This is a genomic window from Mariprofundus micogutta, assembly GCF_001895085.1.
GTDB classification, from domain to species: Bacteria; Pseudomonadota; Zetaproteobacteria; order Mariprofundales; family Mariprofundaceae; genus Mariprofundus; species Mariprofundus micogutta.
The window spans coordinates 102,779-122,064 of record NZ_BDFD01000005.1; the positions used below are offsets into that span (position 1 = coordinate 102,779).

The following is a 19,286-nucleotide window of genomic DNA, read 5'->3' on the forward strand; positions in this document are numbered from 1 at the left end:
CAGCGTCATGGAAGATACAGGGGATAATAAGTCAGGCAAACATACATCGCTTAAGCAGATGGCTGGGCGTAACTTTATATATTCAATTTTACTGTTTGTAATTCTGGTTGCGATTATTTTCATCGCTATGCAGCGGGAGCAGAGCAGTATGAAAAATCTTGAAAAGGTTTATGTCGACCAGTTCCATATTGAACAATTCAGAGCCTCGCTTTCTGATGTGGTCCGGCCTCTGAATGATTTTGCCCTGACAGCCAGCGAAGAAAACTTTCCCAAATTGAAAAAGGCTGTAAAAGCCTATAAAGATTCATATGCGCAAATCAAAGCCATTGATCATTTAACTGAAGAGCATCAGAAGGCACTGGATCAGGTGAATCGCCTGATGAGTGAAGTGATGGATATTGCCTCGGATGTCGCAGATAAAAAAATACCTGCGAATCAGGCAGACCATGTAACAGTGCTGGCGCAGAATCTGGTTCTGGCAACTGCAGAAAAACTTGAGTCTATCGTAATCAGTCTTGAAAAAGTCCTGCAGGAAAAGTCAGCTGAGCATGACAAAAAAGCCAAGTTGCAGTTGTATGCTGTGCTGGGGTTTATTCTGCTGATTGTGATTCTGCTTGAGTTGTTTAATCGCAGGCTGGTCCGGCATGCACAGGAGCTATCCAAGGTTTCTTCCAGTGTGGCTGTAAGCGCTGGTAATATGCTTAGTGTGAGTGAGGGGCAAGTCGATGCGGCCGACCAGCAATCGAAATTTATACATAGAGTAATCAAAGGGCTGGAATTGATTTCCGATTCAGGTCATAAAATCTCAGCGACCGTTGCGACTATGGAGAAAAATGCTGATGGCACATCTTCATTTGTCAAAGGTGCAGTTGCCGAAATCAAGGGGCTGGATTCTTCGATTGGCAAAGTACGGGATGTCATCAACACTTCATCGGATAAAATGTCTATTATTGATCAGAAGTCGAATCAGGTGCTTGCTGCTATCGGGCAAATTCTGGAGGTGGCCGAAGAAGCAAATCTGCTGGCATTGAATGCTTCAATAGAATCTACCGGCGACAATTCTTCAGTAACGTCTGAAGTACAGGCAATGTCAGATCAAATTCGTCAGGTTGCCGAAGATATCCGCACATCCGTAGAGGAACTGAAAACAATGGCAGTAGAATCCGCTGGTGAAAATAGCGATGCAGCTCAGGAAATCGTGCAAAGCCTTGAGACCTGTGCCCGCGTCTCAGGCTTAATGGATAAAACACAAAATGTGGCGGATAAAACCACGCAGACAGCATCAGTTATTATGCAGGCATCCGAACGGCAAAATGACAGGAATCAGAAAATTCTTCAGGCACTCAAACATATTTCTGAATTATTGAATATATCAGGAACCAAACTGCAGGAATCAAGAGAGGCAACAAAACGTTTGAGTGAAGCATCCGAAAGCCTGCAGAATATGTCGTAAGTATAAGTGTGACTAAATTTGATACATCCGGCTTTCTTGCTTCTTTTTTTGATGAAGCGAAAGAACGTCTCATATCGATCAATCGAAGAGTGGTACTGCTTGAATCCGGCAACCTTGATGAGGAATCTTTAACCCAACTCAGGCGAGATGCCCACAACATTAAAGGCTCTGCGCAAATGCTTGGCGTGCAGGATGTCAGCGACGTCATTCATCTGTTTGAAGATGCTATGGAGTTTGTCATTGAGCATACCCATGTGCGCTCACAATCAATGATTCAGCTACTGTATGATCTGCATGACCAGCTGGCTGAGCGTGTGAATCACGTGGATGGAGAGGTACATATTGATGTGACCCCGCTTCATGAGAGATTTAGAGAGCTGAGTGATCATTATGAACAACAGGAACAGGATTCAGCCTTGCCAGAAGAACTCCCACAGGAAGAGTCATTAAAGCCGCGTCGAAAAAAGAAGAAGCATCGTGTAAATAGAAATTTGATAGCGGCTGTAATGGGAACGATAGAAAGTTCACTCGAAACTGAGAAGTCCGTGGCTCCTGAAGAAACATTGCCCACGCTTGTTACCAAACCAGCAATAGAAAAAGAAGTAGTACGTGAAATTGATTTTCGCCCGGTGCTGGACCAACTCGAAGATAATAGTACGCCAGAGAATAGTTCTGGCAGTTTCCTCAGGGTTGATCGAAGCCGACTGGACAGGCTTTCCAATCAAATTATTGAATTCAGCTCGGAACGTTACCGTGGAGGCTCAATGCCTGAACAGCTGGAGCGTTTGCAGGGTGATTTCAAACAGTTGAAAAACAAGGTGTTTTCTGATGATTTTATCCAGTCAGAGAAATCATCACAAAATGCCAGGCTACAGGTTGAGTTTGACCAGGCATTGAGAGACATTCAAACCTTCCGAGACACATTTCGTATGTTTCAAAAACGTTCACTGCTGATGCAAGGTGGACTCAGAGATCAGGTTTTTGGTTTGATGCTAAGGCCACTTGGTTCTGTGTTTTCAATCTTCCCCCGTGCTGTTCGGGATATATCCCAGCGTTATGACAAAAAGGTCCAGCTTCTGGTCTCCGGCGAAAATGTTGAGATGGACCAGATTGCAGCCCAGGCACTGTCAGAGTCACTGATCCACCTGATTAATAATGCAGTGGTTCACGGTGTTGAAACCCCAGGGGTTCGCAAGGGGCTCAACAAACCTGAAGAGGGGCAGATTACCATCTCTGCTATTCGGAAGGGGACCGGTATCTGTATCGAAGTGATTGATGACGGTGCCGGGATTGATACAGATAAAATTCGCAAGAAAGCCATGGAACAAGGAATTATTAGTGAATCTGAAGCCAGTGAGATGGATACGCCTGAAGTGCTGGAGCTTATCTTCCATTCAGGCTTCTCAACTGCTGCAAATACGGATTCTGTTGCCGGTCGCGGAGTTGGGCTGAGTGTTGTTTTGGAGGCCATGCGTGAACTGACAGGTACGGTTCATGTTGAATCAGAACAGGGCAAAGGCAGTAAATTTATACTGACTCTTCCTGTCAGTGTGACTGTTCAGAAGGCGGTCTCATTCAGGATAGCCAATAACCATTTCGGTCTGCTGAGTCAGTTTATTCATCAGGTGTTGCCGTTGAATGAAGAGGAGATCAAGCGGGGGCACGGGCCATTCAGTCAGGGTTATTTGAAACATGAAGGGCATCGGGTGCCTGTTATTGACCTTCATCAAGCCCTTGGTGGGGGGAATGCGACGAGTACTTCTACGCAGGCCAGTCTGGTCATCGTTGAACACATTGAAGGCTTCCTCGGTATTGTAGTGGATGATGTATACGAAGAGCGTGAAATTATTGTGCGTGAAATTGATCCATATCTGAAATATTACCACCCGCTGGGTTTGATGGGCAACGCGATTGCCGATGATGGAAGTGTATTGCTATTGATCGAACCCAACGGTTTGAAAGAGATGTGGCGAACTGCACCGGATGTTGAATATACATCTGAGTTATTGCAGGGGAAGGATATATTCGATCAACATCTGTTACTGGTTGATGATTCAACTATTGCACTTGAAATCGAAAAACATTTATTTGAATCGTTTGGTTTTATCGTTGATACGGCAGTAGGGGGGGAGGATGCCCTGGATAAGCTGGCATTGAACAGTTACGCCCTGCTTGTAACTGATTTGGACATGCCGGGAATCAACGGTGTGGATCTTATCAAAAGAGTGAGAATCAGTGAGGATAAAAGTGCAGCATCTACTCCAATTATGGTGATGGCATCGCGCGACAGTGATAATGATCAGCGTAGTGCGCTGGATGCTGGCGCAAACACCTATGTGGTTAAACGACACCTCAAAGACAATCTGGATGATCTGATAGAGCGATTAAATGGCTTGCTAAGCAGTATTCCCGGGTAATAATAATACACATCTTCCCGCTCCCTTCGTCTAGCGGTTAGGACGCTGGCCTCTCACGCCGGAAACAGGGGTTCGATTCCCCTAGGGAGTACCAAATCAAAGCCTCAGAAGCTTCATTCCAGCTCAGAAACCTAATGTTTCTGGGCTTTTTTCTTGCCTAAATCACAACTGATACGATATGATGCTTCATAATGTACCAACAAATTGATGGTAATTTTGATGGTATTTATTCAAATTGATGGAAATGAGCTCAATTAATACCATCAAATATAACGTAATCGTTTTATTTCCAGTGCTTAAGGCGATTCGCTATGGAGGTGTTGAATGAAGTTGTCTGATATGAAAGTGAAATCTGCAGCGCTTCCTGAAGGCAAGAGACAGGTGAGATTATCCGATGGTGGTGGGCTGTACCTTCAAGTAACCAACGCCGGTAAATACTGGCGTATGAATTATCGCTTCGGTGGCAAGCAGAAGACGCTTGCAATAGGTGTCTATCCATCTGTGACGCTCAAAGAGGCCCGTACCAAGCGTGATGAGGCAAAGAAGCTTTTAGAGCTAAATATTGACCCCAGCCAGGCCAAGCAACATGACAGACGAGAGAAACAGTCTCAAAGAATGGCTTTAACCTTTGAAGGCGTGTCCAAAGAATGGTTGATCAAAAACAAAGTAAAGTGGGTGCCTGAATACACAAACCGAATCCAGAACTGGCTGAACAATGATATTTGCCCATGGATCGGCTCATTACCTATCGATGAGATTAAAGCTGTTGATGTGTTGGCAGTGTTGAGGAAAGCCGAAGACCGAGGCGCAGTAGATACTGCACACAAACTTCGTTCTATATGTGGCCAAGTATTCCGCTATGCGGTTGCGACAGCACGAATCGATAGCGACCCCTCCCGTGACCTTAGAGGTGCTCTTGAACCTAAAGTGGTGTCCCATAGGGCAACAATTACTGACCCTAAAAAGGTAGGCGAACTGTTACGAGCTATCCAAAGTTTTGAAGGTACATTTATTGTTCAGTGTGCCATGAAGATAACGCCGTATCTCTTTGTAAGGCCAGGTGAATTACGACAAGCAGAGTGGTCAGAAATCAACATAGAGAAAGCTGAGTGGAGAATCCCTGCAGAGAAGATGAAAATGAAACAAGTTCACATTGTGCCGCTCAGTGATCAGGTGATAACTATCCTTCGTGATGCCCATGCGCTCACAGGTGAGGGGAAATACGTTTTCCCTTCAATTCGGAGTGCTGCCCGGCCAATGTCTAATAATACGGTGAACAGCGCACTGCGTAGGCTGGGTTATGATAAGAGTGAGATCTGTGCACATGGGTTCCGTGGTATGGCATCAACAATTCTACATGAGCAGGGCTGGCCTACAGATGTTATTGAACGCCAGCTAGCCCACCAAGAGGGTAATGAAGTGAAGCGTTCATATAACCATGCCCGGCATTTGCCAGAGCGCCAGAAAATGATGCAACACTGGGCCGATTATTTAGATGGCCTCTGTGCTGGTGCAGATGTGATACCAATCATGCGGAGATCTTGATCTTGGCCTGTATGGCGCACATGATGCAACTTAAATATTGACAGATGGCAAATACACCCCTATATTTTTCCATACTTTCGCTACACGTGCGAATTGATTACTTAATGGCTGCCAATATGGCGGCTTTTTTTATATCAAAATAAATTCTGAGAGCCCTGCCTTTGGCGGGGCTTTTTTGTTTGGAGGATACGGATGAATTAATCAATAATCACAATTTGTATTCCTTCACAGGATGACACTGTAAGCCGCCTTTGAGCGGCTTTTTTTGTTTCTAGGGCTGCCATTCGGCGGCCCTTTTTTTCGTATTATGGAGTGATAATGGAAAACAATAAAATTGAATTTGTGAGAACACGCGATTGCTGTAAGAGATTCGGAATTTCATCTTCAACTTGGTGGAGACTTGTAAAAGAAGGGAAGGCACCACCAGCTATCAGAATGGCAACGCGCACCACAGTTTGGCGTTCAGATTTTATAGATGAGATGGCACAACTAATTTTGGATGGCAAAGACTGGAGCCATCGCCAACCTTCTGAACAGGCTGAGGTGTGAATCATGGAAACCTCACAAAAAACCCCAGCACATAAGGCTAGGGCTTTTAATTCTTTTGGCGAAGAAAGAGAAGCTAAAGCTACAGATACCACCTGCAAAATACAAAAAAATTCTCACGGCTGCTGGCTAGTCATCATATGCAATGAATTGGCTGCCAGTTTTCTTACTCAATCCAAAGCAGCTGCATATGCAAAGGAGATGTGGTCATGAGTGGCGCACAGAGACATGCCACTGCTGCAGAGGTATGGGCTGCATTCAAAGCCTTCCTGAAATCACAGGGTAGGTCATCGATACTGCTCGTTGAATGCCAATCAGCTTTCTGGAAGTCGGCTAATGTTGCTCGGAAAGGGGCGTAGCATGGCTGAAGGCTATGTGAAGTTATCCCGGAAAATCAGGGATAGTTGGATGATTCAGGGTGATCATGATGCCTTGGCGGTATTCATCTATCTGCTTACTAGTGCCACCCATAAGCCACATAAAGTTGTGGTTGATGGACAGGTGATCGAGTTATTGCCTGGTCAAGTGCTGGGTGGTCGAAAACGATTGGCAAAGGTGTGCGGACTCACTGAAAAGCAAATTAGAAGAATTCTAAAACTTTTTGAAAATGCCGAAATTGCGGCCATGAAAGGGGCGGCAGGAAGGGCCAAAGCAGTATCAGTTATAACCCTTATGAATTGGGGACTTTATCAATCAAATGGAGACACAGGGGCCAAGGTAAGGGCCAGCGATGGGGCCGAACAAGGGCCAAAGGAGGGCCAAACTAGGGCCACAGACAAGAATGGTAAGAAGGGAAAGAATGGTAAGAAAGAAGATAAACCGCGCGAGAAAACTCGCACTTCATCTGTCCCTGATGACTTCAGGCTAGATGACAATCTGATCACCTGGACAACAAAAGAAGATATCAAGAATCCAGAAAAGTATATCGCTGAATTTGTTGATTATTGGAAAAGCAAAGGCGACAAGAAATCAGATTGGCATGCGACCTTTCGCAATTACCTTCGTAGCCGAAAGGAGAAAGGATGGCATGGCGGTCTAGTTCACCAACAGTCTGCTGATGCTGTTCCGATCCAATGTGCAGCAGACATGAGCCGTGTGGCTCTCGAAGATCTACCGAGGGCACTATGAAAAAGATCGAACAATCTTTCATAGGCTCATGCCTGATAGATCAGGATCTGATCGGTTTGGTGTCAGTTAAACCTGATCACTTTAGCGATAAGCTTTGTTCTCATGTCTGGCGCACGATGCTTGCGGGTTATTCAGATCCAGTTTCTGTTTGCCGTGAGATAGGCAGTGAGCATGAACAGGCGATCTCAGACATGATCGGCCAGGCATACACATCTGCAGCGGAGAAACATGGCAGGGAGATAATTGAGGCACATCGAAAGAGGGTTTTCATGTCTGCACTTGTTCTGGCTCACAAGAAACTAAAATCCGGTGAAAGTGTAGATGCTTCGCTGACAGGTTTGATTACAGCAGCAGACAGTGAATGTGATTCAGAATACCGACCGGTGGTTGATCTGATTGTTGATGCTTACAATGACATGCGGTCCAGGCATGAGGGAACTGATGACAATCGCTTTATGCCATCGGGTTATCCTGATCTGGACTTCCTTACCGGCGGGCTGGAAAGAGGCTCCCTTGTAACCGTAGCTGGTAGGGTATCAATGGGCAAGACGGCTTTCGCGATGGGTATGTGCCAAAGGGTTGCTGAATCAAATGCGGTCTGCTTTTCATCAATTGAAATGGATAATCAATCAGTGGCTTATCGACTCATGGCTTCTATTTCGAGGATGGATCTGAAGCTATTACGAACCGGCGCAGTCATTTCAAACTCAGCATGGGAAGGAGCGGCTAAGTCGGTTGATACAATCAAAAAGTTGAACTTCTACATTGATGATAATCCAAAGAGGTCAGCTAGCCAGATTGCTGCACAGGCTCGCAGGCATCATGCAAAGAAGGGACTCGATCTGCTCATGGTGGATTATCTCGGTCTACTGGATCCTGAGTCAACTAAAAGCCTGCCACGCCATCTTCAGGTTGGAGAAATGACACGAATATTTAAGACCCTGGCCAAGCAGCTGAACTGCTGCGTGATGCTGTTGTGCCAGTTAAACCGTGAAGCAGATGGTAAACGGCCAACACTTGCTCACCTCAGAGAATCAGGCTCTATAGAACAGGATTCGGATGTAATTATGCTACCTTACCGCTATAAAGATGAGTCGAATAACGACCGGGCAATAGTAATCGTTGCCAAAAATAGAAATGGGCCTACCGGTGACGCGCCAATGGCTTGGGTTGGAAGTTCAGCTAGCTACGAATCATTAGCCCGGGAAGATTTCTAATGCGAAACAAACTCAAAACCACCACTTGCCTGAGGTGTGGACACGTGTTCGGCATCAGCGCCTTGTTGGACATCAGTTGGGTAACGTCATGCCAGAAATGCATTCAAGATGGTTCAAACAATCAACAGACAGAAATAAAATCTGAACAACAGGAGATGGAATATGAAAAGCTTTCTGGGAATTGATCCTGGTCAGAAGGGTGGGGTTGCCATTATTCACCCTGAAGGAGCAGAAGCATGGCGTTATCCGGGTGATATTGTCAGTGCTGCTGATCTGCTGCGCGACATTCATGTTAATCACAACATCACCATGGCCTGTATTGAATCTGTTCATTCTATGCCCAAGCAAGGTGTAAGCAGTACGTTTAAATTTGGTCAAAACTTCGGTGCCTGGCTTGGCATCCTTGCAGCTCTTGGTATCCCACATATGACCATTACACCGCACAAGTGGCAAAAGGCTGTGCTTGATGCCGGCACAGGGGACACCAAGGCACGCAGCCTGAATATGGCTCGGCGCTTATTCCCTGAAGTAGAACTGAAATACAAAGCCGATGACGGCAAAGCTGATGCGCTGCTGATGGCAACGTATGCAAAGCGGTTAGAAATAGGAGATAAGGTATGAGCCAGAAACCAGTTGAATATGCAGACCCTGTAATCAAGGGGCTTTCGGCGAAGGTCATACAGTACTTCAGGGGGCATAAGATATTAAACGAATTTCAAGTGCCCGAAGATGTACTTGAAGACCTACGACACTCGGTAAAGTTTTCACTTGGTCCCACCGATGAGCTGCCTTTTCAGTGTGATATGGCTGATGATGGTCTATTTCGATCTAGTCCGATTCATTTGGAATTTGATTTAATGTGTATTGAGTTCATTTCCAATGAGGGTGAAGACGGTGATCATGATGTTGTAGTTCTCTACAAGCGAACGTCTCCAACGTCAGTACGAACATTCTTATTTAGTCGAGAGCATGGCAATCATGGTTGGATATGTTCTCCTAGCTGGGCAGAAATCGAAACTAGAGAATGTGGAATACACCGCTTTATAACCATTGGTACAGATGATCTGAAACGATATGAGGCCAGAAGTACAGAGCTCACGGAACAATTACAATCCAATTCAATAGATACCTGTAAAGCTGCCATAGCTGCTCTTATGGGTTTGCATGCCCTAATTGAGTGCAATAATATTGCAGTTGAAACTGTACCAGCTCCAAAGGTTAAGCCGGGGCAAAAGCTTGGAAAGCTTAAACGTGAATTTCTGAAATTTGAGTATCGAATACTGACCATCAAAGGACGCAAAACATACGAAGGTGGGGGCGCTGGCAGCCACCGTTCGCCAAGGCTCCATTTAAGGCGGGGACATATCCGCAAACTACCAACCGGCAAAACCACATGGGTTTCGTCGTGTGCTGTTGGCTCAGGCAAAAGAGGAGTCATCCAAAAGGATTATTCAGTCGAGATTCGGCCATGATTATTGATGGAGAAAAATGGACTTCTGTATTCCCTTCACTTGATGAGGCCATTCGCATTTCATTCAATCAGCCACATGAAAATGACGTAGTTCGCACGGCATCGAATATCCTGACCGATGAAATGGGACTCTTACTGGTTGCAATCAATGCGGATCGTTACGAGCGAGCAGAGGAGGCATGTGAAGTCCTGTCCTTGAAATTGGTGCCAAAGCTTGATTGTGACCCTCTGCTAATTGAGGGCGCTCTTCGTAAGATTGCAAATATCCCTCAACGCTATCGCCAAATTGATCATGCAAACCGACTTTCAACAAACAGGAAGCAGGTGTCTAATTGGTTTAATTTGGTTAAAGCCTGGGTGTCCGCTGCTCTGCCGTATGCTACAGATCAGTTGGAGAGGGAATTGATAGATATAGGGATGTTACATTATTAGCTCTTGAAATAGTCCCATGCTGGGACTATTATTCTGTAAATGAGAGTAATTGCCCGATCAGCAATCAGAGAGTTTTTGGACAGTACCCCCTCTTATGCTGATGCAAAGGAACCTCTTGAAGCGTGGTATCAGCATACAGTAAAAGCAGACTGGTCAACGCCTGCAGAGCTGAAAGGGCAGTTTAAGAACGCAAGCACTCTTAGAGATGGAAGAGCTGTGTTCAATATAGCCGGAAACAAATATCGGCTTGTAGTGTGGATAAATTATGCTTATCGGGTGGTTTATATCCGTTTTATTGGTACCCATGAGCAATATGATAAAATTGATGTGCAAACTATTTAATGCCGGAGGTATGTAATCGTGGATATTAAACCAATCAAGACAGATGCTGATTACCGCTCAGCATTAAAAGAGATTGAATCTCTTATGATGGCAAAAGCTGATTCCCCAGAAGGTGAGAAACTGGATGTGCTTGCAACACTGGTTGAAGCTTATGAAGCAAAACACTATCCAATTGATATGCCTGACCCGATTGAGGCCATCAAGTTTGAGATGGAGCAACAAGGTCTATCAATTAAAGACCTTGAACCAATGATTGGAAGGAGCAACCGTGTATACGAAGTTCTTTCTCATAAGCGAAACCTATCTCTAAATATGATCAGAAATCTTAACCAGGGGCTTGGTATTCCTGCAGAAGTACTGATTCAGACTTCTCGTGAGGTGCATGCATCAGTGATTGGTTGACGAACGTACACCAAGGAGTAAAATAGCAACTGTTCCCATATAGGGGATGCCGATTTATTTCGAAGACCGTTTTCCGCAAGGGGAGCGGTCTTTTTGCGTTTTGGAGGCAGTGACATGGCTTTTGGTATTAGTGGTTTTGGAGCAAAAGGATTCTCTAGTGGGTTTCTTAACGGAATACGTACTGGTCATGAGATGAACAGGCAGGATCGTTTGGATGAAGAGCGAAAAGCAGACAGGGCGGAAACCCGGGCTTATCGCAATCGCATGATGGATCAACGCCAGCAGACATTGGACATGAATGCTGAGCTAAATCAGCTGAGATCAAACGCTTTGAAAGATGAAGAATTTATGCGGCGTGGCAAGTTTGTGTCTAAAAGGGTTCGTGCCGCCATGTCAGATAGGAATGGTAGCCCACTAACACTAGAGGCATTCAAATCATTACCTGACGATGAACGGATGAAACGAATCGACACCATGAATCAGGGGGCCGCATGGTTCAACAATGAGGCTGGGTTCATGAAGAAGTATCTGGCTAGCAGCCCTTCAGGTGCAATCAATCCAGATAAACCAGTCGCTGGATATCAGCTTTTGGAAAGCGATCAGGGCAACTTGGGAGTATTGACTCATTTGAATAGAACTGATGGTGAAACCGGCCCTCTGGATTACCCTGGCAGGAAGGATGGCCAGGGAACCATTATGCCAGTAGAAGTTTTCAGTGACTTGCTTTGGAATACTTCTGGAGTATTTGATGATGGCAAATTAACTGAGAAAGAAAAACTCAAACTTCTGGAAGACAAAGAAACCCGACTTGCAGACCGTAAGCATAAGTACCGAATGACGGAGAATGCCGCTAAACCGGTACAGCCAACAAACATGCAGAGAAACATTGAGTATTTGGTATCAAATGGCCTTGCCAAAAACAAAAGTGAAGCTCTCAAAATCACTCAACGGGCAAAATCAAATCCAACCAAGCTTGTTGCTGATATGGTAGAAGCATCTGAAGAGAACCAGCTGATGTTTCAGGTCAAGCCAGGCGACCCACGTTACCGTAGTCGTGAGCAGATGATCAGTGAGGCATATGGGCTGATTGATCAGATTAGTGGAAAGGAAAGTGAGGCCCAACCAGCACCACGGGTGATTCAGGGCCAAGAGGGCTCTGACGGAGTATTACCACCGCAGGCAGCGCAGCAACTCAGGGAAGGCAAGGTAACTTCATTTGGTAACGGTCAACAATGGACGCTGGATAGTGGTAGACCGGTCAGGGTGAAATGATATGGGTGCTTGGGATGTAGTCGCAGAGGAACCAGTAGCACCTAACAAGATTCCAGAACCATGGGCTGTTATGTCAGAAGAACCAGCGCAACAGGTATCACCTGGCTCAGAACAGATTGACCCTTGGGCTGTAGTTGATGAATCACCCTCCTTTATGGATCAGGTAGGTAGCAATGGTGAATCTGCCACAATGAAAGATTATGGTGCCTCTGTGATGAAGGGCGGCGCATCCATGGTTAAAGGTATAGGCTGGCTTGCTGAGAACCTTGGTGCTGAAGATGTTGGGGCTACACTAACTGACCTTGGCGAAGAGGCGGTTAAGTATTGGGATAGCTCCATCTCTCCTGAATCGAAAAAGGAAATGTCCAAGAAGTTTATCACTGATGATAATGGCATTGGTGAAGGCTTAACATCACCACATACAATTGGCCTTGCTTTGGCCAACTCACTTCTTCCAATGTCACTTGGTATAGGTGCCGGCGGAGCAGTAACGAAAGGTATTATGGCTGTCGCAAAACCTGCAACCGCTAAAGGGGCCGCTATAGCAGGGGCAACAGGGTATGGCGCTGGAGAAGCGGCTGTGTCTGCTCCAATGGCTGGATCAGAAACATACGATGAAGTCATGAAGATGAAACATGATGATTTGATTAAGCATCCTGCCTATACGGAAGTGTTCAATTTAATGCCGTCAGGACTTGATGAGAAAGAGAAGCAGGATGGGGCAAAGAAGATCATTGCTCATGCCGCAGGTCGAAAAGCAGCATCTATCTCAGGAGCAACAACTTTTGTTTCGGGAGCCCCGGCAGGTGCAATGATGGGCAAGCTTGCTAAGGGGTTGCCTCTTGCATCCACAATGCCAAGGGCCGTTGCAACTGGCGCTGTAAGCGAAGGCGCACAGGAGGCGGTTCAGGAAGGCGCTGAAGCAGTGGCGCAGAACTATGCAATTCAAAGCACAGCTGATGAGTCTCGCAAGCTTTCTGATGATGTGGCGAACAGAGCAGTAGGTGGTGCAGTAACCGGTGGTGTAATAGGCGGTGCGCTGGGTGGTATGGCAGGAACTGAGGTGCGCAGCGATAACGCGGGTGAAGAAACAGAACTGTCATCTGATCCATGGGCAGTAGTCGGTGAAGATCCTGCAAGTGTAGATACAAATCCCGCCATGGAAGGAATCAGCTATGAAGATGCCGTGAATATGGCTGATTCAGGGAATGAATACGGCACGAATATGGCAGAGGTAGATCAGAAAGCACCCAAAGTACCGGAACCAGCCTCTACCATTGAAGCACAAGTGGATGCTCTTAATGATGGACGCAAACCTGCTGTATTGATTACGCCGGGTGAGTCCATGCCAGAGATACCCGAAGGGCTTAAAACCTTCGAGTTAGAAGACTCCGGAACTTTGATCTACAAAGATCAACAGGTATTGGCTAAAGCATTGAACCCGGAAACATTGGGCGAGGCTCTTGGTTACGGAACTGGAGCTAAACCGGAAAACCCAACAGGCGCTGTAATCAGCATGGATGCTCAAGGTCGGATCGTAGCTGAACAGGTTACAGACGAAACCAATCCGGATATTCACCAATCGATCATAGTATCAGCAGAGAAGCTGGCTGGTGAAGGTGGATCGGTAGACCTCCAGCCTATCGAACAGGTGCTTGAGCAGCGCCAGGCAGCCGTAGCTGTTGATATGGGAGACACGGCAGGCATTCAGGTACCAACAGTAGAAAAAGGCTCTGAGGGCGCTTCTGATGCCTCATTAGCTCAAGACTCAAAAGAGATTGAGCGAGCGGCACAAAAACAGGCTCTTGCAGCAATCAGCCAAGGTAAGAGCTTCGAGTATAATTCTGAGGCGCAACCTGCAAGTGAAAAAGTCTCACAACCTCATTCTGAGTTCGAGGTCCAACCACAAAACAATGGTGCGGTGATTATCTCCGGGCCTGATGTGAGAAACGTCCTAAGGCAGGCTGGAGTAGGCTTTGCTCCACGTAAGAATGGGACGGCCTATGTCAGCCATAAGAATGCAGATATGGCAATTGAATCACTTTCATCAGAGATAGAACAAACGAACCCAAATGATCCGACTACGCCGATAGAAAGCTTCGGAGAGAAATTAAAGGACTCTAAGCGTGATAAGTATCAGCGTATGCGTGACGCTGTATCTGATGATGAAGTTGCCAATGTTCCTTTGAGTAAATCATGGCCAAAAGCCGACCTGGATAAGATTGAAGACACATATCAGGCGGCATTCATTAAATCTATCCGTGAGGAAATACCGGCTAAACCAAGACAAAGCCACAAACTGAAACGCTGGTCTGAGAAAGTAACCATGATGCGTAAGTTTGCTGACGATATTCAGAGCGGTGAAGTTGATATTGATGCAATGAAGAAGATGGTCAGTGATAACCGTGTATTGAGGGAATTTGAGACCAAGGTTGACCTGTTATCTAAGCTGGACCGTAGCCTATGGGGTAGCGTCAAGACAGTAAGCGATTGGCCCAATGCCTATAGGTACAATGAAGATGGCAACAAACAGGCGAGTCCATCTATTTCAGTGAACAGGCAACGCTATCACTACAATGACTCCTGGACTGAAGTTGTTGATGAGATCAAAGCAGACCTTGGAGCTACAGCAGCGCAACCAGCCGGCCGATTAAAGTTTGAGGTGCGTGGCAACTCTGCGACTGGCTTCTTCATCAACAAGAAAGGGGATGGTGAATATCGCAAGTTGACTGACCGGTTCACTGACTCAAAAGAAGCATTCGAGTATATCCAGAACAATCATGCTGACTTGGTAAATGCTTGGGATGGTGTGAAGGCCCGGGACAATGTTGGCAAAGGCGATGTTCGTAACAAAGCAAACCGTGAGCGAACCGGCAAAGACTACCGCAAGGGAAAAGATATTTCCCAAGACCATTTCTCTGAAAAGTTTGGTTTCCGTGGCGTGGATTTCGGAAACTACGTGAAGCAGGGCAAGGGTAAGAATGAGCGACAGCAGTCATTGAACGATGCTTATGACGCTCTGATGGACCTCTCTGAGATAATGGGCGTGCCTACACAGGCATTGTCTCTCAATGGTGAACTTGGTCTGGCATTTGGTGCAAGAGGATCAGGCATGGCGTCAGCCCACTTTGAAGGTGCTGATACCCAGATTAAAGATAGCGACTTCCTGATTAACCTGACCAAGACACGTGGAGCCGGAACACTTGCCCACGAGTTCTTCCATGCGCTGGATAACTACTTCCAACGCCAGCGAGGTACAGCTAAAGGTCGTGAAGGCCATTATGTAACGTATGAACCAACTGCCATGATGATGCATAACAGTGGCCGCACCAAACTGACCAAGAAGGCTTTGGCAGAGGCGCAGAAGAAATATCCGGATTCAGGCTTCTACAAAGCAGAGAACTGGGATATTGATCCAGCACACACAAATGAGATCAGACCGGAAGTTGAACAGGCTTTTGAAGAGCTGGTTGATGCGTTGGATGCGTCACCCATGAGATCGAGAGCAAGGACGATTGATAAGAATAAGGCTGATGGTTATTGGTCTCGCATCATCGAGCGTGCTGCTCGCTCATTTGAAAACTACGTGATCAATGAAATGGCCCTGAAGGGTTATGAAAATGATTACCTGGCCAATGTGAAGGATTGGGATAGCTGGTCAAAGAACTCTGAGCGCTATCCTTATCTGAAACCTGATGAGATTGCTCCAATCAAGGAAGCATTTGATAACTTGTTTGATACACTGGAAACCAAGCAGACAGAGAAGGGTTTAGCGTTATTCTCTACGAGTAGAGATAATGGTGCCAAAGGCGGGATCGTCACTGTCACGCAGGCACGAGACACCATTACCAGAATCCTCTCCACTTCCGGTATCGCTGCTGATATCAATACTGTTTCTACTTACTCTGAGCTTCCAGCCGATGTACAGGCAGATGCAGAGAAACAGGGTTCCAAGGGCAATGTAAAAGGCGCTCTCCATAGATCAGGCTCCATATATGTTGTTGCAGACCAGCATAGCAGTCTGGATGACTTAGAAGCAACTGTATTACATGAGCTGATGGGACATCTAGGAGTCAGGAAACTATTCGGCAAAGATTATGTGCGAGAGATGAACAAGCTCTATGCAGCCCTTGGTGGATGGGCTGGAGTCAAGAAGATTGCGGATAATCGCAGTGTGGCCAGGGAAGTTGATGGTTACCGTAAAGATCTGTTTGGAGCGGACAGACCTGATTGGCAACATGACATGCGCATTGCCATTCTGACAGATGAACTGATGGCTGCGATTGCACAGAACAAACCGAAGGCAATGGATAAGTTCAAGGCGGTCATTGGAGCGATCAGGCAGTGGTTACGGGACAATGGCTTTGCAAAGCTGGCCGAGTATGGTGAAACCGATCTTCTTCATGTTCTTCAGCAGGGTAAAAAGGCACTGATCAATAAGACTACAGCAACCGGTGAAACGGTTCTCATGGTTGATTACAGTCATGATCAGAGCGATTTCGAGATACTTCCTCAAGAGAACGGCACTTTGATTGTTAAAGGGGACAAGGACGCAATCAGGGCAGCACTACAATCAGCTGGCAGAAAGGCCAAAGGAATCCCGCGCAAAGATGGTTTGTTATTCGGCAAGAGTCAGGCTGAAGGAGTTCGTAAAGCATTGGAGGCCAGAAATAGGCCGAATAAAAAACATGAACCAACTCCAACAGGTATGGGGGGATTCGATGGGTTTGTGGATGACCATAACACGGCTGTAAAATCCCTGTCATGGGATAGCGTTATAGGCTTTGCCAAGGATAAACGGCGCATATTGATGGGAACGCTTACTAACCTTCAGTTGGGTGATGTGTATTCACGTGTATACGATGGCATGTTAAACGGTAACCCGCTCACTAATTACAACACACTATTGCAGAAGCTGGAGGCAGAGAGAAACGGGGCTTTGCACGAAGCTGAACTTGTAGACCAGACATGGGATAAGCTCAGCAACAAGGAAGCAGATGCTGTTGGTAAGCTGATGAACGATGCAACGGTTTATGGCATACATCCGGATAAAGCCTTTGAATCACAGATGCCTGACCTTCAGAAGAAGTTGCAGCAAGTGCGCAGTGAAGCGGAAGCTGTGGAAGTTAACCGTGAAATTGTGAATGAGAATCACCGTAAACTTGCATATCCGAACATTGCCAAGCGTTATAAGTCGCTCAGTGAAGATGCCAAGGGTGTCTATAAAAACGTTCGTGATCTCTATAGCAAACAATGGAATAAAACTCAGGAAGCAATGATCGACAGGATTTCCCGGAACATTCCTGATGAGGGTTTGCGTAAACAGTCTATTACAGAAATTAGGCTGGCGTTTAGAAAGGCAATACAGATAGGGCCGTACTTCCCTCTGGCTCGCTTCGGAGATTACGTAACGATTGCCCGTAAAGATGGTGATTATATTCGTGATCATCATGCAACCAGCGCACAGCAGAAACGCGCAGCGGCAAAATACCGTAAGGCAGGCTTCCAGGTCAGTAGGGTGAAGGGAGAAGAGTTCTCTGCTGGTGATATCGGTAATGCTCCGGCATTTGCACAGGAAGTGTTTGGAATTTTGGATAGGCATGGACTGAAACAGTCTGACCTTGCGGATGATGTGAATCAGCTGATGTTGAAAATGATGCCGGATATGTCTGCGCTGAAACACAGTATTCACCGGAAACGTATCAAGGGATATTCGGGCGATGCTCGTAGAGCATTTGGGCATACCGTATTCCATGGTGCTCACCATCTATCCCGCATTATGTATGCCGATCAGATGCAGAATGAGATTACCCGCATGAAGGATGAGATCGGGTTACTGCAGAGCGGTAAGGTAAGCGTGCTTGATGACGGTAATCTGGCAGTGGATCTGCTCAATGAAATGAAAGTACGGCATGAGAAGATCATGAACCCGAACTCTCACCCCATGACCTCCCACTTAGGAAGTCTTGGCTTCATCTGGTATCTCGGTGCAAGCCCTGCTGCCGGCATTGTGAACGTGAGCCAGACACCATTGGTAACCCTGCCAATGTTGGCCGGTAAATATGGATGGGGTAAATCATCTGCAGCACTGATGAGAGCTATGAAAGATTATGCCCGGTCTCCATTCAAGGCTGGCTCATATGAAGCTTGGGTATCACTGGATAGGAATAAACTCTTATCGAAATCAGAACATGCTCTGATCGATGAGCTGATCAAAGATGGAACGCTGGATATTACCCAGGCACATGCCCTGGCACAGCTTGCAGAGACAGATACCCGGCATAATGCAAAAGGTGAGATGAGCAGGGGAAGAGCCAAGGCCATGCGATACGTTGGAGCTTTTTTCCATAATGCCGAAGTGTTGAATAGACAGGTGTCTGCACTGGCAGCGTACAGACTGGCTAAGGATTCAGGTTCAAACCATGAGCAGGCAGTAGATCAAGCGCGTAAAATGGTCTTTGACAGCCATTTCAACTATGCGAGTAGCAATAGACCTCGATACCTGAAAGGTGACGTGGTGCGCGTGCTGACGATGTTTAAACAGTATTCCCAGCATATGACCTATGCTTTGCTGAGAAACTTCAACCAGAGCTTTAAGGGTGAGTCCAAAGAAGTACGCAATCAGGCACGCATGACGCTGGCGGGGATTCTGTCTCAACATGCTCTTGCAGCGGGGACACTTGGGTTACCACTGGCATCAGTAATCTTCAGTGCACTGGATCTTGCATTCGATGATGACGATGAACCTTATGACTCCAAAGCTGCTTACCGCAATTGGTTAGCAGATACATTCGGCACAAAGGTTGGAGAAGCAATAGCCAAAGGCCCAGTAAACGCCTACACGCCGATTGACCTTCATTCTCGGGTATCTCTTGGTGAACTATGGCTGAGAACGCCTGACAGGGACTTAACCGGCAAGAAGGAAGCTCTTTACTGTCAATCAGCACCCAAAATTGACCCCCCATCAGCGTCCAATTTTGACCCCCCTAAAGTCTGTTTAAATCATGCTCTATTTTTGAATCTCCAGCTCTCATTTCCGGTCTCTATAATGTCACAATGAT

At 46.4% G+C, this 19,286-nt stretch carries 15 protein-coding genes and 1 tRNA gene; all 16 read left to right on the top strand.

The features are described from left to right. Positions 1-7: 7 nt before the first annotated feature. The 16 genes from MMIC_RS04375 (at position 8) to MMIC_RS04445 (ending at position 19,285) form a co-directional block, all read left to right on the top strand. Positions 8-1,453 (top strand): methyl-accepting chemotaxis protein, encoded by a 1,446-nt coding sequence (locus MMIC_RS04375; RefSeq protein ID WP_072659236.1) that lies wholly within the window; start codon positions 8-10, stop codon positions 1,451-1,453. Between the two features lie 8 nt (positions 1,454-1,461). Then, positions 1,462-3,870 carry a hybrid sensor histidine kinase/response regulator gene (locus tag MMIC_RS04380; RefSeq protein ID WP_072659237.1) on the top strand — a complete coding sequence of 803 codons (2,409 nt, stop codon included), beginning with the start codon at positions 1,462-1,464 and terminating at the stop codon, positions 3,868-3,870. Positions 3,871-3,889: 19 nt separating this feature from the next. After that, a tRNA-Glu gene (locus tag MMIC_RS04385) sits at positions 3,890-3,964 on the top strand. Positions 3,965-4,194: 230 nt separating this feature from the next. Further along, entirely contained in the window at positions 4,195-5,415 is a 1,221-nt protein-coding gene (locus MMIC_RS04390) for a tyrosine-type recombinase/integrase (protein WP_072659238.1), read from the top strand. 318 nt (positions 5,416-5,733) lie between these two features. Then, on the top strand, positions 5,734-5,964 hold the full coding sequence (locus MMIC_RS04395; protein ID WP_072659239.1) for a helix-turn-helix transcriptional regulator: 231 nt from the start codon (positions 5,734-5,736) through the stop codon (positions 5,962-5,964). A gap of 3 nt (positions 5,965-5,967) precedes the next feature. Then, the gene (locus MMIC_RS04400) at positions 5,968-6,174 is read left to right on the top strand and encodes a hypothetical protein (RefSeq protein ID WP_072659240.1); all 207 of its coding nucleotides are present in this window, start codon (positions 5,968-5,970) and stop codon (positions 6,172-6,174) included. Next, positions 6,171-6,320 (top strand): hypothetical protein, encoded by a 150-nt coding sequence (locus MMIC_RS12680; protein WP_171966453.1) that lies wholly within the window; start codon positions 6,171-6,173, stop codon positions 6,318-6,320. Before MMIC_RS04400 ends, MMIC_RS12680 begins: the two co-directional genes overlap by 4 nt. A 1-nt stretch (position 6,321) precedes the next feature. Continuing rightward, positions 6,322-7,089 carry a hypothetical protein gene (locus MMIC_RS04405; protein WP_072659241.1) on the top strand — a complete coding sequence of 256 codons (768 nt, stop codon included), beginning with the start codon at positions 6,322-6,324 and terminating at the stop codon, positions 7,087-7,089. Beyond that, positions 7,086-8,306 (top strand): replicative DNA helicase, encoded by a 1,221-nt coding sequence (locus MMIC_RS04410; protein WP_072659242.1) that lies wholly within the window; start codon positions 7,086-7,088, stop codon positions 8,304-8,306. Before MMIC_RS04405 ends, MMIC_RS04410 begins: the two co-directional genes overlap by 4 nt. Before the next feature lie 162 nt (positions 8,307-8,468). Continuing rightward, entirely contained in the window at positions 8,469-8,927 is a 459-nt protein-coding gene (locus MMIC_RS04415; RefSeq protein ID WP_072659243.1) for a RuvC family protein, read from the top strand. Further along, positions 8,924-9,778, top strand: coding sequence for an AcrVA2 family anti-CRISPR protein (locus MMIC_RS04420; RefSeq protein WP_072659244.1), 855 nt, complete (start codon positions 8,924-8,926; stop codon positions 9,776-9,778). The genes MMIC_RS04415 and MMIC_RS04420 overlap by 4 nt, the downstream gene beginning before the upstream one ends. Then, positions 9,775-10,209 carry a hypothetical protein gene (locus MMIC_RS04425; protein WP_072659245.1) on the top strand — a complete coding sequence of 145 codons (435 nt, stop codon included), beginning with the start codon at positions 9,775-9,777 and terminating at the stop codon, positions 10,207-10,209. The genes MMIC_RS04420 and MMIC_RS04425 overlap by 4 nt, the downstream gene beginning before the upstream one ends. A gap of 39 nt (positions 10,210-10,248) precedes the next feature. Next, positions 10,249-10,551, top strand: a complete 303-nt coding sequence (locus tag MMIC_RS04430; protein ID WP_072659246.1) for a type II toxin-antitoxin system HigB family toxin — start codon at positions 10,249-10,251, stop codon at positions 10,549-10,551. An 18-nt stretch (positions 10,552-10,569) separates the two neighbouring features. After that, positions 10,570-10,953 (top strand): helix-turn-helix domain-containing protein, encoded by a 384-nt coding sequence (locus tag MMIC_RS04435; RefSeq protein ID WP_072659247.1) that lies wholly within the window; start codon positions 10,570-10,572, stop codon positions 10,951-10,953. 114 nt (positions 10,954-11,067) lie between these two features. Further along, positions 11,068-12,225, top strand: coding sequence for a hypothetical protein (locus tag MMIC_RS04440; RefSeq protein ID WP_072659248.1), 1,158 nt, complete (start codon positions 11,068-11,070; stop codon positions 12,223-12,225). Between the two features lie 70 nt (positions 12,226-12,295). Next, positions 12,296-19,285, top strand: a complete 6,990-nt coding sequence (locus MMIC_RS04445) for a PLxRFG domain-containing protein (RefSeq protein ID WP_171966454.1) — start codon at positions 12,296-12,298, stop codon at positions 19,283-19,285. Position 19,286: the final 1 nt, after the last annotated feature.

What these genes read in the sequence shown, in the direction of transcription:
- MMIC_RS04430 (WP_072659246.1), top strand. Translation starts at nt 10,249, where the DNA reads ATGAGAGTAATTGCCCGATCAGCAATCAGAGAGTTTTTGGACAGTACC.
- MMIC_RS04405 (WP_072659241.1), top strand. Translation starts at nt 6,322, where the DNA reads ATGGCTGAAGGCTATGTGAAGTTATCCCGGAAAATCAGGGATAGTTGG.
- MMIC_RS04440 (WP_072659248.1), top strand. Translation starts at nt 11,068, where the DNA reads ATGGCTTTTGGTATTAGTGGTTTTGGAGCAAAAGGATTCTCTAGTGGG.
- MMIC_RS04390 (WP_072659238.1), top strand. Translation starts at nt 4,195, where the DNA reads ATGAAGTTGTCTGATATGAAAGTGAAATCTGCAGCGCTTCCTGAAGGC.
- MMIC_RS04415 (WP_072659243.1), top strand. Translation starts at nt 8,469, where the DNA reads ATGAAAAGCTTTCTGGGAATTGATCCTGGTCAGAAGGGTGGGGTTGCC.
- MMIC_RS04445 (WP_171966454.1), top strand. Translation starts at nt 12,296, where the DNA reads ATGTCAGAAGAACCAGCGCAACAGGTATCACCTGGCTCAGAACAGATT.
- MMIC_RS04410 (WP_072659242.1), top strand. Translation starts at nt 7,086, where the DNA reads ATGAAAAAGATCGAACAATCTTTCATAGGCTCATGCCTGATAGATCAG.
- MMIC_RS04425 (WP_072659245.1), top strand. Translation starts at nt 9,775, where the DNA reads ATGATTATTGATGGAGAAAAATGGACTTCTGTATTCCCTTCACTTGAT.
- MMIC_RS04400 (WP_072659240.1), top strand. Translation starts at nt 5,968, where the DNA reads ATGGAAACCTCACAAAAAACCCCAGCACATAAGGCTAGGGCTTTTAAT.
- MMIC_RS04395 (WP_072659239.1), top strand. Translation starts at nt 5,734, where the DNA reads ATGGAAAACAATAAAATTGAATTTGTGAGAACACGCGATTGCTGTAAG.
- MMIC_RS04420 (WP_072659244.1), top strand. Translation starts at nt 8,924, where the DNA reads ATGAGCCAGAAACCAGTTGAATATGCAGACCCTGTAATCAAGGGGCTT.
- MMIC_RS12680 (WP_171966453.1), top strand. Translation starts at nt 6,171, where the DNA reads ATGAGTGGCGCACAGAGACATGCCACTGCTGCAGAGGTATGGGCTGCA.
- MMIC_RS04375 (WP_072659236.1), top strand. Translation starts at nt 8, where the DNA reads ATGGAAGATACAGGGGATAATAAGTCAGGCAAACATACATCGCTTAAG.